10 protein-coding genes are annotated in these 13,819 nt (G+C 60.7%); 6 read left to right on the forward strand and 4 right to left on the reverse strand.

Annotation, left to right across the window (positions count from 1 at the left end):
• The 3 genes from WBP53_RS13735 to WBP53_RS13745 form a co-directional block, all read right to left on the reverse strand.
• Positions 1 to 642 (reverse strand): MlaD family protein (locus WBP53_RS13735; protein ID WP_423929848.1); only part of this gene is annotated, 642 nt, incomplete at its 3' end.
• Positions 643 to 644: 2 nt separating this feature from the next.
• Positions 645 to 1,445, reverse strand: coding sequence for an ABC transporter ATP-binding protein (locus WBP53_RS13740; RefSeq protein WP_423929850.1), 801 nt, complete (start codon positions 1,443 to 1,445; stop codon positions 645 to 647).
• Positions 1,442 to 2,545 carry an ABC transporter permease gene (locus tag WBP53_RS13745; protein ID WP_423929852.1) on the reverse strand — a complete coding sequence of 368 codons (1,104 nt, stop codon included), beginning with the start codon at positions 2,543 to 2,545 and terminating at the stop codon, positions 1,442 to 1,444. Before WBP53_RS13745 ends, WBP53_RS13740 begins: the two co-directional genes overlap by 4 nt.
• 479 nt (positions 2,546 to 3,024) lie before the next feature.
• Between WBP53_RS13745 and WBP53_RS13750 the strand changes: the two genes are divergently transcribed.
• From WBP53_RS13750 to WBP53_RS13770, 5 genes are all read left to right on the forward strand, one after another.
• Positions 3,025 to 4,260 (forward strand): threonine/serine ThrE exporter family protein, encoded by a 1,236-nt coding sequence (locus WBP53_RS13750; protein ID WP_423929854.1) that lies wholly within the window; start codon positions 3,025 to 3,027, stop codon positions 4,258 to 4,260.
• Positions 4,257 to 4,934 carry a YoaK family protein gene (locus tag WBP53_RS13755; protein ID WP_423929856.1) on the forward strand — a complete coding sequence of 226 codons (678 nt, stop codon included), beginning with the start codon at positions 4,257 to 4,259 and terminating at the stop codon, positions 4,932 to 4,934. The genes WBP53_RS13750 and WBP53_RS13755 overlap by 4 nt, the downstream gene beginning before the upstream one ends.
• A 223-nt stretch (positions 4,935 to 5,157) precedes the next feature.
• A complete protein-coding gene (locus tag WBP53_RS13760) occupies positions 5,158 to 5,694 on the forward strand; it encodes an ECF-type sigma factor (RefSeq protein ID WP_423929858.1) in 537 nt (178 codons plus the stop codon).
• 42 nt (positions 5,695 to 5,736) lie between these two features.
• A complete protein-coding gene (locus WBP53_RS13765) occupies positions 5,737 to 8,583 on the forward strand; it encodes a protein kinase domain-containing protein (RefSeq protein ID WP_423929860.1) in 2,847 nt (948 codons plus the stop codon).
• A 261-nt stretch (positions 8,584 to 8,844) separates the two neighbouring features.
• A complete protein-coding gene (locus WBP53_RS13770; protein WP_423929862.1) occupies positions 8,845 to 11,205 on the forward strand; it encodes a hypothetical protein in 2,361 nt (786 codons plus the stop codon).
• A 190-nt stretch (positions 11,206 to 11,395) separates the two neighbouring features.
• On the opposite strand, the gene WBP53_RS13775 is transcribed toward WBP53_RS13770, so the two are convergent.
• Positions 11,396 to 11,863 (reverse strand): Dps family protein, encoded by a 468-nt coding sequence (locus WBP53_RS13775; protein ID WP_423929864.1) that lies wholly within the window; start codon positions 11,861 to 11,863, stop codon positions 11,396 to 11,398.
• Positions 11,864 to 12,030: 167 nt separating this feature from the next.
• Between WBP53_RS13775 and hrpA the strand changes: the two genes are divergently transcribed.
• Positions 12,031 to 13,819, forward strand: a 1,789-nt coding sequence (gene hrpA / locus WBP53_RS13780) for an ATP-dependent RNA helicase HrpA (protein ID WP_423929866.1), incomplete at its 3' end; no start/stop codon positions are given.

The following is a 13,819-nucleotide window of genomic DNA, read 5'->3' on the forward strand; positions in this document are numbered from 1 at the left end:
GACCAGGGTCGACTTCAGTTCGCTGCTGGCGTCGGCCAACTGGGTCAAGGCGACCGTCATGTCGGCACGTTGCTCGGCAACCGTGGTCGTGATCAGGTTGATGTTCTCGAGTGTCGCGGTGACGTGATCGATATTCTCCTTGGACAACAACTGGCCGACACGCAACAGGGACTGGTTGACGCTGGTGACGATGTCCTCGCCAGAAGCCATGATCTTGGCCAAGGCAGATTCTTCGGCAACAATCACCGGGACCGGATTTTTCTCAGTTGGCAGCAGTGGCTTGCTGTCGGGTTTGCCACCCGAGAGCTGGATGAAGGCCGTGCCGGTCACGCCGAGAAGGCCGAGCTTGGCCTTGGTATCTACCTTGACTGGCGTATCGCTATCCAGCCGGATTTGGGCGATCACCTTGCGCGGATCCTTGGCGTCCAGCTTGAGCTGGGTGACCTCGCCGACCTTGATGCCGTTGTATTGCACCAGGCCGCCCTTGGACAAGCCTGTAACCGCCTCTGTGAAGACGATTTCGTAGTCGCTGAACTTGCTGTCCGCTCCCGAGTTGGAAAGCCAGAGCACGAAGCCGAGTCCGACCACGAACGCGGCGATCGCGAATGCTCCGATAAGAATGTGATGTGCACGGGTTTCCATGGTCAATGGCCTGCGTGTTGGTCTGTGTGATTTGCGGCGGCGCGTTGTGCGGCGCGACCGCGCGGACCCTGGAAGTATTCCTGGATCCATTCGTTGCTGTTGGTTTCGACGACATCAAGCGAGTCGGCAACCAGGATGCGCTTGTCTGCGAGCACGGCGACGCGATCACAGATCGTGTACAGCGTATCGAGATCGTGGGTAATCAGGAACACGGTGAGTCCAAGGCTGTCGCGCAAGGTCAGGATCAACTGGTCGAATGCTGCGGCACCAATCGGATCCAGGCCGGCGGTGGGTTCATCCAGGAACAGGATGTCGGGGTCCAGCGCAAGCGAACGGGCCAGCGCTGCGCGCTTGACCATGCCGCCAGACAGCTGCGACGGATACTTGTCGCCCGCCTCCAGCGGCAGCCCGGCCAGGGCTATCTTGAGGTTGGACAGCTGAACCACCAGTTGCGGATCGAGATCATGGTGCTCGGTCAATGCGACGGCGACGTTTTCGGCAACAGTCAGCGAGGAAAACAGCGCGCCGTTCTGGAACAGGACGCCACAGCGTCGTTCGATCAAGGCACGGCGGGAGTCGCTCAGGGTAGAGACCTCTTCGCCGAACAGGCGGATGCTGCCGGCGGCAGGGCGCCCCAGGCCAATGATCGAGCGCAGCAGGACCGACTTGCCCGAGCCCGATCCGCCTACGACACCAATGATGTTGCCGCGGTATACATCGAGGTCGAGGTTCTCGTGCACGACCTGGCTACCAAACTGGTTGCGCAGTCCGCGGATGCGGATGATCGGTTCGTCCTGGTTCATACATCGATCTCCATGAAGAAGATCGCAGCCAGTGCATCAATCAGGATCACCACGAAGATGGATTGCACGACGCTGGAGGTCGTATGCGAGCCGACTGACTCGGCACTGCCTGAAACCTTGAAGCCCTCCAGGCAGCCAATCGCCGCAATCAGGAAGGCAAAGATCGGAGCCTTGCTCATGCCGACCCAGAAATGGCGCACGGTAGTCGTTTCGTGCAGGCGCACGATGAACATGGTCGGTGAGATATCGAGCGCGAATATGCAGACCGCTGCGCCACCGACTAACCCGGCGAGCATGCCGACCAGGGTCAGGATCGGCATCGACACGAGCAGGGCCAGTACGCGTGGCATGACCAGTACGTCGACCGGCTCAAGGCCCAAGGTGCGGATTGCGTCGACTTCCTCGCGTGCCTTCATGGAGCCGATCTGCGCGGTGAAAGCACTGCCCGACCGGCCCGCCACCATGATTGCGGTCAGGAGGACGCCGAACTCGCGAAGAAAGGAGTAGCCGACCAGTTCGACCGTATAGATGCTGGCGCCAAACTCCTTGAGCACAGTCGCACCAAGAAAGGCGACCACGGCACCCACCAGAAAGCAAAGCAGCCCTACGATCGGCAGCGCATTCAGGCCGGTCTGCTCGATGTGCGCGATCGTCGATGTCATTCGCCATTTGCCCGGCTGCAAAACCGTGCGCGAGAATGCAGAAAGGATGAGGCCAATGAATCCGACGAGGGCAACGCTCTTTTCCCGGAACTCTTCCAGTGCCGCGCCGATGTTTGCGACGCTGGAAAGGAAGCCGGTATCGGGCTTGTGCTCCACCGCGGGTGTTGCGTTTTGTGCCTTGGCCACGACCGCAAGCAGCTTGCGCACGGCCTCGGATTCAACCATGACGCGATTGGCGTCGTCTTCCACCAGTTCGAGCAGGATGCTGGCGCCGGCCGTATCGATACGGCCGATAGCACTGGCGTCGACACTGATCTTGCCATTGACGCGCTGAAGCAGCGATTTGGACAGCGCCGACAGTCCGTTCAGGTGTTCAAGCGTCCAGTCACCGCCGGCAACAATGGTGTTGTTGTCCTCGGAGATGGTTGCGGTGCCCATGCTGTCCATTCAGGCAGGGATTCCGTGGTTTCGTGCGTCGGGTTGCAGAGTGCGGACCGCATGCCGGGCAGAATGGCGCGAAAACCGGCAGAACGGACGCCTTGACCGTCGCGCACCAAGCGCTTGCGCCGGGACATTCAAATCAATTGTGCCGTTCTGACTGCACACCATGTTGCCACCCGTTTCGCGTCGTCCCCATCGTGCAAAGGTTAGCAGCTATCCTTCACACTTCACTGTTTGTGCCGGTTATCCGATATTCGCGGATTCAGCTTTCGCCCGGATCGAGGGCAGGCGGACCATTCGCCCGAGAACCGGGTCATGGACAATCGGACACATTGAATGTGAATGTTCCAGCCCCATTAGGCTGGCGCGGCGGTCCGGAACTGCTGCCCATGTCCGGGGATTGATTCGCGGGATGCCCGTGGGAGCATCCCCGTGTTTCGCGCTCGAACCAGATCGAATCCGATGGATTTTGCCAAATGACCAGTGTGCCCCTGACAACGCGCGTCGAATTCATAGTCGAGCTGGCCAAGCGCCTGCACGAATATGGTACGGCAGCGCCACGTCTTGAGGCAGCCATCAGCCTGGTTGCCCAGCGACTCTCGCTCAGTTGCGACATCCTTTCGACGCCGACCTCGATCATCATGTCGTTCTCGCAGTTCGACAATAGCGAAAGCGGCGTCGCGGAGCTGACTCAGGTGCTGCGCCTGCCGCCCGGCGAGATCAACCTCAAGCACCTGTGCCTGGTCGACGAGATTGCCGACCAGGTCATCAACGGCGTCATGGACCTGGCCGAGGGTCGCCGTCGATTGCGTGATATCGCCGCGCTCAAGCCATCGCTGGCCTTCAAGCTGTTGACTCTGCTGGCTTACGCGATCGCGCCGGCCTGCGTCGCGGCGATCCTGCTGACAGGCTGGGCAGGTGTCGCCACGGCGGCCGTGATCGGCTTTGTCACCGGCCTGACTGCACTCAGTGCGCGCAAACGGCCGAACATAGCAGCAGCCTTTGAGGCCATTTCGGCCCTGCTGGCGACCATTATCGCCACGGTTGTTGCGGTTTATCTGGTTCCGATCCAGGTGCGTTCCGTGGTGGTTGCCAGCCTGATCATCCTGCTGCCAGGCATGAGCCTGACCGCTGCAGTCCGGGAGCTGTCCAATCAGGATCTGGTATCGGGCACCGCGCGCATGGCAGGCGCGATGGCGGTCCTGCTCAAGCTTGCATTCGGTACGGTTGCCGCGACCCAGATCTGTGCCCTGTTTGGTCTGGTTCCGCCACCTGTACCGTTGCTGGCCATTCCCGCGTGGACTGAATGGGTTGCCGTGCCGCTGTCTGCGATCACCTTCGCAATCACGTTTCGCAGCCCGCTTCGCTACTTTCCCATTGTCATCGGCGCGGTCATCGCCGGTTACATCTGTACGCGCGTGGGCGGTGTCTATGTCTCCGCCGCGTTCGGCGTATTTGCCGGCGGCTTGCTGCTGGGCGCGTCAAGCAACGTGTTTGCACGGGTATTCAACCGTCCCGGGGCGCTGATCCGCGAGCCCGGCATCATCCTGCTGGTTCCTGGAAGTGTCGGATTCCGTACGCTCAGTTTTGTCTTCGAGCGTGATGTCATGCTCGGGCTGGATACCGGGATCACCCTGATGACCCTGCTGGTGGCCCTGGTCGCCGGCTTGCTGTTTGGCGACCTTCTGGTGCCGCCTCGGCGCAAGCTGTGACGATACTTGCCAAACTCCCTCGCTGGGTACTTGCAGGCGGAGCCTTGCTGGCCTTTGTCGCAGGAATCGTCAACGCGACCGGTTTCCTCGGTGTGCAGCATCAGGGAATCACCCACCTGACTGGCACGACGACGCTTCTGGGCATTGCCCTGGGCAACCACGATTTCAAGATGGCAACGCATTTCGCCGCGCTCATACTTTCCTTCATGGCGGGCTGTACGCTCAGTGGAATGATCATCCAGGATTCCACCTTGCGCCTTGGCCGTCGCTATGGCGTGGTGCTCGCCCTGGAAGCGGTCTTGCTGGTGCTTGCCGTGCCCTTGCTGGGAACGGACAATTTTCTGGGTGACTGCCTGGCTTCCGCGGCGTGCGGACTACAAAACGCGATGGTCAGCACCTACAGCGGGGCGGTCCTCAGAACCACGCATTTTTCCGGCACGCTTACCGACCTGGGTATTTTCCTCGGTCATCGCATGAGAGGTCTGCCGGTCGACTCGCGGCGCGTTCGCCTCTTGCTTGCCCTGGTGACGGCCTTTCTGATCGGAGCGGTTGTCGGAGCCTGGCTCTTTTCCGCATTCGTCTACCGAGCGCTTTATGTTCCGGCGGTTCTGACCGGCGTGATCGGGGCGGCCTATGGCATCCATCGGCACCTGGAAATGCGCCGTCACGGCTGAGCTTCGGAAGCCGGCAGGAGACGCCTGATACCCCGGTGTCATAAGGCCGGTTGCATCGCCATGCGGCGACTATGGGAGAGTTGGTGTACTCGGACATCAACCAGAGTCCTGTCAGCGGTTCGTCTGAACCCGGCTCTTTGCAGGAAATGTCGCCCACGCCACTGTCATGCGCATGCTGTTTCCACAATACTGCGGGCTTGCCTTGTAGACGGTTGATTGAACCATGCCTGTTCCTGAATCAATCCGCCCGGACCCGGTCGAGGCCCTGAGTGCAGACGCCCTGTTCGCCGAGGTCTATGAGCGACTGAAGGGCATGGCGAGCAACCAGCTTGCTCGCAGCGGCGACGCTACGCTGAATACCACCGGTCTGGTCCATGAGCTCTATGTAAAGGTTTCGGCCGCACGCGAGCTGGAATTCTCCGATCCGGCCCAGTTCTTCAGCTACGCCTCGCAGGCGATGCGTCACATTCTCGTTGATCACGCCCGCCTGCGATTGCGCGAGAAGCGAGGTGCCGGTGTGGTCAAGGTCAACATCGACGATGTCGATATCGCAGACCTGACGGCAACCCAGGTGCTCGGGCTGGATGACGCATTGCGGCAACTGGAAAGTGTCGACCCGCGGGCGGGCAAATTGGTCACGCTTCACTATTTCGCCGGGCTGCCACTATCAAAGGTTTCCGAGTTGCTTGGAGTCACCGAGCGCACCCTGAATCGGGATTGGCGCTTTGCGCGTGCCTACCTGCATGACCTGATCGCCTGATGCCATGTCGTACTTTCCCGCCAGAGGTCGTTACTCGCCCGCATGAAGCCAATCCCTCCTGACTCGCCTGATACGCACAAGTCTCCCGACTCCCTCGCTGGATTGCGTGCGATCTTCGACAGCGTGGTTGAGCTGCCGCCCGCTGAGCGTGAGGCCTGGCTCGAGCGCCACGTCGCAGATCCCGGAGATCGTGCCGCTGTTCGGCGCCTGCTGCACGCGGATGACACGGATCAGGGAGTGCTCGATACGCCGGCGGATGAACTGGCCGGTCGCATGAAGGTCGATGGCCCCACGCTGGAGAGCCTGGTTGGACAGACCATCGGCGCATTCCGCCTGGTTCGCCTGTTGGGCAAGGGTGGCATGGCGGCGGTTTTCCTCGGCGAACGCCAGGCCGGTGACTTCGAGCAACAGGTAGCGATCAAATTGCTCCGACGTGGCCTGTATTCGGAGCTGGAACAACGCCTGTTTCTGCGCGAGCGGCAAGTGCTGGCGAACCTTGCGCATCCGAACATCGCGCGCCTGTTCGATGGCGATGTGACGCCAGCCGGTATTCCGTTCCTGGTCATGGAGTACGTCGACGGTGTACCGATCACCCGCTACGCGAGTGAGCACTCACTCGGTGTTCGCCAGCGCCTGAGCTTGCTGCTGACGGTTTGCCGGACGGTGGATGCCGCCCATCGAGGCCTGGTCGTGCATCGTGATCTGAAGCCTTCGAATATTCTGGTCGACGCCGAGGGCACGGTGAAGCTGATCGATTTCGGCATTGCCAAATTGCTTGAGGATGATGTCGATCATGCAACGGTCGGGGTTTACACGCCCGACTACGCAGCACCCGAACAAGTCACCGGACAACCCATCACCACGGCCACCGATGTTTATTCGCTCGGCGTCGTCATGCATGAGTTGTTGCTGGGTCTGCGACCGCAGGGACAGCCGCCGCGCCGGCCATCGGCGGTCGCGGCGGAGTGCGCGCTGGCAGGCAAGGGCGAGAGCAAGTCTGCCCTGCCGATGCGCTCGATGAAGCCTGTCCTGCAGGGAGATCTCGACAATATCGTGCTCAAGGCCTTGTCGACCGAGGCTGATCGGCGTTATCCCTCGGCGGGCGCGTTTGCCGACGATATCGAGCGCTACCTGGATCGCCAGCCGGTCAATGCGCATCCGCCATCTTCCTGGTATCGCGCACGCAAATTTGTCGCTCGCCACAGGGGCGGGGTGCTGACCAGTGCGGCTTTCGTTATCGCCATCGTCGCCGCATTGGCCGCGGCAATGTGGCAGGCGAACGTGGCGCAGCGAGAAGCAATACGAGCCGATGCGCAGGCGCAACGTGCGATCAGCGTGCGTGATTTCATGGTCAGCCTGTTCGATGCGGCCAAGCTGAAACTGGAAAAGGATCAGCAGCCCACGCCTGCTCTGCTTGTCAAGGAGGCACGAGTGCGTGTCGAGTCGGATACCAAAATGCCGGCGTCAACACGTGCCGATGTGCTCGCCACCCTCGGCGAAGTCAGCATGGTCAATGGCGACATGCCCGTTGCGCTGGAATTGATGGACCGGGCCATCGCGCTCAAGCAGCAGATTTATGCCGCAAGCGATCCGGAACTCTGGAGCACCCAGGTGCAGCGCGCCAACGTACTGACCCGGCTGGATCGTTCGAAGGAAGTCCTTGAGCCCTTGAAGGCCCAGCTCGAATACTTCCGTGCGGACAACAGTGTGAATGCCGTTGAGGGCCTGCAAATGCTCGCGGCCGCACAGATTCGCAATGGCGAAGTGGATGGAGCCATTGCCACATCGCGAGAAGCGGCGGCCAAGGCGGTGAATCTGTCCGATCTGGATCCGATCGAACTGATGCAGATCCGCACCTATCCGGCGATGACGCTGATCGTCGCTGGCCGCTATGCTGAAGGCGCGCCTGAACTTGAATCCTCGCTGGACGAATGGCGCGTAAACGGCCTTGCCCAAGGCACCGTATACGCCGATATCTCGAACAACCTGGCCGTGGCCAAGGTGAACCTGGGTGATCCGGTGGGCGCCGAGGCTCTGTTCACCGAAATCACCAATATTGAGCGTCGCGTAAATCCTGCGCTCGGCTACAACGCAATCACGTTGCGAAATCTTGCCGGCGTGCGTGGCCAACTCGGAATGTACGCTGGCGCGGAATCTGCCCTTGAAGAAGCGATCAAGCTGGATGAAGCGAGCCTTCCGGCGGGAAGCCTGGGCCGCATCAGTTCATGGGTGATGAGTGCGACACTGGACTACGCGCAAGGCCGTGATGAAGCCGCCGAACGGAGTCTGCAAACCGCGCTTGGCTTGTGCGCAGCTCCGGGTGGTGACAGCAATGACAAGTGCGCCGGTGCGCACCAGCTCCGTGGATTGCTGTTGCTGCGTGCCGGCCGACTGGACGAGGCCGATGCCGAGATCGCCCAGGCGCTTGAACAACGCGTACGTGAATACGGCGACAAGCATGCGCGAGTTGCTGCCGGATACGTTGTTCAGGCCGATTTGGCGTTGGCGCGTAGCGATGCGGCGCAGGCCTTGTCGCTAAGCGAAAAGGCTCTGGAAATCCTGCGCGAGAAGAAGGCGGAGCGAAGCCAGGATGCGATGCTCGCCGGCATCGTCCATGCGAATGCACTGCTTCAGTCGAATCGTGCCGCCGAGGCGCGAACTGAAGTCGAGGTATTGATCGCCGACTGGCGCGAGCGCATGCCAAACCCGACGCCACATCAGTTCGATGTACTGGCTTTGCATGCCATTGCGTTGTCTGCGACCGATGAAAACGACATGGCGACCGCCGAGGCCAAGCGTGCATTGGCTCTGGGTCTGCCTGTTGCGGCCGTGAATCTCGGTCTGCATGAACGCGTCACCGCCTTGGCAAAAAGCGCCACTGCTGGCTGAACGAACAATTCAATCGACTTCCGTTCGTGGTGAGCTCGTCGAACCATGATCGGAAGTTGACGCGTTGAGACCACCAATCTGGATTCTCTTCCGGCAGTCTCGGGACAGGCTCACCTCCAACACCCGATAGATTGGATTTCCCCAGCGGGCGAGTGCTTGAAAGCCTCGCGAAACCCAACACGTTCGCCAATGTCGCTTTTCCTCGCACAATCACGTTTCTCTCCCCTGTTCGGGCAGTAGCCCTTGGTGGGAGTAAACGTTGTGAATTCGAAAATAGTGATCCGGGGAGCGTTGCTGATCAGTCTGGTCGGGGGGTCGCCTGCCTGGGCCGCCATTTATACCGTTGGCGCAACCACGGGTGGCTCGGGCTGTACCACGGGCTCGATCCAGACCGCAGTGAATATGGCAAATGCGAACCCCGGCCTGGATCACATCATCATCTCGCGCGGCGCCACCTATACCGCGCAGGCAGTGAAGATCCAGCAAGATCAACCGTTGACGATCAGCGGCGGCTACGCGACCTGCACCTCTGCCGAGCCATCCGGAGGGCCCACCATTGTCAGCGGCAATGGAGGATCGGCGGATTCAGTGTTTACCGTTGAAACCGGTGCTGCAGAAATTCTCATCGAGGATTTGTTCATCAGGGACGGTGACGATTCGAGCATCCACTACGGTGGCGGAATCGACTACACCGGCAGCGGTACCCTGACCCTGAACAACGTGACTCTGACCCAGAACGAGGCCGGCTACGGCGGTGGTTTGTCGGCTCGCGGCACTGGCCCCGATGCCACCGTTCTGTTTGTCGGCAATACCACCATTACCAACAACCTCGCGACGCAGGACGGTGGCGGTGTGCATCTGCGCGGCGAGATCACCCTCTATGCGCTCGAACCCAACACTGCGATCTGGCTCAACCGTGCCACCGGACTGGCGAATTCGCCGCCCGGCACCTATCACGGCTACGGCGGCGGCATGGCGGTGTTGTCACCGGCTACTGCCTATATTGGTTCGACCGGCTACGGCCTAGGCGTGATCAAGGACAACACGGCGCGTGCTGGTGGCGGTATCGCGGCGCTTGCTGATTCGGATACGGGTGGCATTTTCGATAACAGTTCGGTGTATCTGTTCACCACCGATCCAACCAAACCGCAGAAAGTCATTGGCAACCGGGCCACGGATGCGGGCGGCGCGTTCTACGCGGACGCAGATGCCGGAGTCCTCAGTTACCTGGTTGGGATAATCAAGATGTGGGATACGACGCTGGAGAACAACTCGGCACCGATCGGGTCGGTTGCTTTTCTTGCCAGTAACTCCGACTTCTCAGGGGACACAAGTAGTGGCTATTTGCTTATGAATAGCACGAGGAGCTTCGACCCCCGCCCAGCAACAAGTGTCGCTTGCAATCCGGGCGTTGCCTGCAGCGTGGTCAAGAACAATCGCAGCACCGACGCAGCGGACAATCCCACCGACGGTGCGCTGATCCACAGCACCAAAGATACGTGGATGCAGATCGAAAACTATCGATTCACCGGCAACAGCGCACGCAGCCTGCTTGACCTGACCAGCGCCTTCTCTGTCAAGGTCACCAACACCCTGATCGACAACAACACCTTCAGCGCGGCGGTGTTGCAGTTCCCCGAGGACGATCCAAACGTAGCTCTCAACCACCTGACCATCACCGACAACAGCATCGGCGGCCCTGGCGTGATTGCTCATCGCGGCCATGTCGAGCTCAACCGCAGCATCATCTGGCAGCCCGGAAAAGCCGTGCGCGATACGGCGGCATCGAGCGGCACCTTCGATGGTGACTACGTGCTGGCCAACGAGACGACGAGCATTCCGGGCGTGTCCAATCGCCTGTACCCGTTCGATCCGGGCTTCATCAACCCGACGCTGAAGGATTACCACTTGCGCGCCGGCTCGGAGGCCATCGACTTGGTGCCCTACAGTAGCGGCTTGGACGGCATCGACGATCTGGATCGCAATCCGCGCTCAGTCAATCTGCCGCTGGTGCCTGGTGTCGGCCTAGTCGACCTCGGCGCCTACGAACGCCGGTCGATCGGCAACATCATGGTCAACGATTCGTTCAATACCGATCTGAGCCAGTGGAACTTGCCCTATCCGGGGTTGGTCAGCCGTGACTCCGACAATGGCAGCGGCGAGAGCGGATCGGGATCATTGAGGGTGCTGGGAAATATCTCGGGCGGTGCCGCTAGCGTGACCATGGCGAAACAGTGCCAGGTGCTGCCCGGCCCCGGGCTATATCAAGTGACCGGGTGGGGACGATCACCCGGCGCTACCATGTCCAGTCCCGGCGACGGATTGCGTGTCCACTGGAAGGTCTTCAAGCCGACATTTCCGGCCTATGGTTGCACCGGTCTGGTTCTGGAAGAAGGAGATGTGGTGGTTCCGGCAGCAACCAGCTGGCTGCTGTCACCCACGCCAGGACGGTTCTCCATCTCCACGGATGACTACCTGTCCAACGCAGCCGTTGAAATATCCCTGGTGGCGCGCGATGCCGGTGTCCCCGATGCGCAGGGTTTCCGTGAATACAACGTCGCCTTCGACGGCATCACTCTCGAGTCAGACAACGATGTGATCTTCGCCGACGGGTTTGATTGATTGAACGGGAATGGGGAATGGGGAATGGGGAAGGGCAGGAGAAAGATGCCTGAATGGATTTGGATAGAGCACAAGGGTATGGTCGTCGCGAGTTTCGGCTAGCTACCTCGAACCGCTTCAACCCTTCCCCACTCTCCACTCCCGGCGCCAAAGGCGCCAGCCCCATTCCCGGCATGGCGAAGCCATGCGACTACTTCAAGAGTGAGCGCAGCATCCACGCGGTCTTCTCGTGGGATTCGACGCGCTGGGTAGCGAGATCGGCGGTCGGCTGGTCGCCGGCCTTTTCGGCGGCCTTGATCGTGTCGCGCGCTGTGCGTGCGGTTGTTTCGTGGCCATCAACGAGCTGCGCCACCATGTCTTTCCACGCAGGAGCGCCGGATTCCTCCTTGATCGAAGTCAGCTTTCCGAACTGCGAATAAGAGCCGGGAGCCATGACATCGAGCGCGCGAATGCGTTCGGCGATGACGTCGTTGGCCAGCCACAATTCGTTGTACTGACCCTCGAACATGATGTGCAGGCTGTTGAACATAGGCCCGGTCACGTTCCAGTGGAAACTGTGCGTCTTCAGGTAGAGCGAGTAGTTGTCCGCCAGCAGCTTCGACAGATGCTCGGCGACCTTCTTGCGATCCTTGGCTGAAATGCCGATATCAATGGCCATGTGCGAATTCCTCTGGTCTGGGGTTGGACTAGTTTCCGCCAGTCGCGGCCAAGATGGAAATCGATTGTCGGGATCAATCCCATAGCCAACCGCTATCATGTCGGCTTTCGCCACCGAGCCTCCTGATTGCCTGGCGGAACACTCGCAGCCAGCAATCATTTTTTCCCATGTCCGATCTCAAACTTCTCGAACCCGCATTGGCCGGCATCATGTCTCGTGATCGTGGGCGCCTGCTCGGCCGCTGGCGGCGTCTTCAGAAAGCGCCGGACGGGGTGACGCCTGAACAGGTTTCCCGGCTGGCTGCGGACATCGAAGCATCGACGGCCCGTGTTGCCGCGCGGGCTGCCCGAGTGCCGGCCATCCGCATCGATGAATCCCTGCCGATTGCGGATCGCAGCGACGAAATCATCAAGTTGATCCGCGAGCACCAGGTCATTGTGCTGGCTGGCGAGACCGGCTCGGGAAAGACGACGCAGCTGCCCAAGCTCTGTCTTGCGGCGGGTCGAGGCGTAACAGGCATGATCGGCTGTACCCAGCCTCGGCGTATTGCGGCTCGAACGGTTGCTCGGCGCGTTGCCAGCGAGCTCGCCACGACGGTGGGTGATCTGGTCGGATTCCAGGTGCGTTTTACCGAGCAGGTCGGCGATGCATCCCTGATCAAGTTCATGACCGATGGCATCCTGCTCGCCGAGACCCAGGGCGATGCCTGGTTGGGCACCTACGACACGATCATCCTGGACGAGGCGCACGAGCGCAGCCTCAACATCGATTTCCTTTTGGGCTACCTCAAGCGGCTGCTTGCCAGACGGCGCGATCTCAAGCTGATCGTGACCTCGGCGACGATAGACACGGCGCGCTTTTCCGAACACTTCGACAATGCGCCGGTGGTCGAGGTTGAGGGGCGCACTTATCCGGTCGAAGTCCGATGGCGGCCGCCGCCCGAACGCGGTGAAACCAGCCTGGTCGAGCAGATCATCGCTGCGATGGACGAAATTGCGGCCGAGGATCCGCGCGGCGATGTGCTCGTGTTCCTGCCCGGTGAACGCGAAATCCGCGATGCACATCTGGCCCTGGATCGACGCAAGTATCGCGAAACGGAAGTGCTTGCCCTGTATGCGCGACTGTCGGCAAACGAACAGGATCGCGTGTTCAAGCCGGGTCCGAAACGACGCATCGTGCTGGCGACCAATGTCGCGGAGACTTCGCTGACGGTTCCACGCATCCGCTTCGTCGTGGATACCGGCATGGCGCGAGTCAAACGCTACAGCCAGCGCGGACAGCTCGAACGCCTGCATATCGAGCCGATTTCCCAGGCCGCTGCTGACCAGCGCAAGGGCCGCTGCGGACGTGTCGGCGCCGGCATCTGCTACCGCCTCTTTGGCGAAGACGACTACGCCGAGCGGCCGCGCTATACGGATCCCGAGATTCTGCGTACTTCGCTGGCCGGCGTGATCCTGCGCATGCTGAGCCTGAAGCTTGGGGATGTCGCCGACTTTCCGTTTGTCGAGGCCCCGCCCGATCGCGCAATTGGTGATGGCTATCGGCGCCTGATCGAGATCGGTGCCATCGACGAAGAGCATCGGTTGACGAAAACAGGTGCCACGATCGCGACTTTGCCAGTCGATGTCTCGCTGGCTCGCATGTTGATCGAAGCACAACGGCTTGAGGTTTCCCGCGAGCTGATGATCCTGGTCTCGTTCCTGAGCATCCAGGATCCGCGCGAACGACCCGCTGACTCCCGCCCGCAAGCCGATGCCGCCCACGCTCGGTTCGCCGACCCCAAATCCGATTTCCTTGGCGTGCTCAATCTTTGGGTCGCCTATGCCACGGCTCACGAAGAATTCACCCAGTCCAAATTGCGTGACTGGTGCCGCTCGAATTTCCTCTCATTCATGCGCATGCGTGAGTGGCGTGAGTTGCATCGGCAGTTGCTTGTTCAGGGGCCCGGAATGGGGA

This window comes from Dokdonella sp. (assembly GCF_049593775.1).
Taxonomy (GTDB): domain Bacteria; phylum Pseudomonadota; class Gammaproteobacteria; order Xanthomonadales; family Rhodanobacteraceae; genus Dokdonella.

Excerpts from the sequence above, each read along its gene's own strand:
- WBP53_RS13775 (WP_423929864.1), bottom strand. The coding sequence starts at position 11,863 with ATGGCCATTGATATCGGCATTTCAGCCAAGGATCGCAAGAAGGTCGCC.
- WBP53_RS13745 (WP_423929852.1), bottom strand. The coding sequence starts at position 2,545 with ATGGGCACCGCAACCATCTCCGAGGACAACAACACCATTGTTGCCGGC.
- WBP53_RS13750 (WP_423929854.1), top strand. The coding sequence starts at position 3,025 with ATGACCAGTGTGCCCCTGACAACGCGCGTCGAATTCATAGTCGAGCTG.
- WBP53_RS13765 (WP_423929860.1), top strand. The coding sequence starts at position 5,737 with ATGAAGCCAATCCCTCCTGACTCGCCTGATACGCACAAGTCTCCCGAC.
- WBP53_RS13740 (WP_423929850.1), bottom strand. The coding sequence starts at position 1,445 with ATGAACCAGGACGAACCGATCATCCGCATCCGCGGACTGCGCAACCAG.
- WBP53_RS13760 (WP_423929858.1), top strand. The coding sequence starts at position 5,158 with ATGCCTGTTCCTGAATCAATCCGCCCGGACCCGGTCGAGGCCCTGAGT.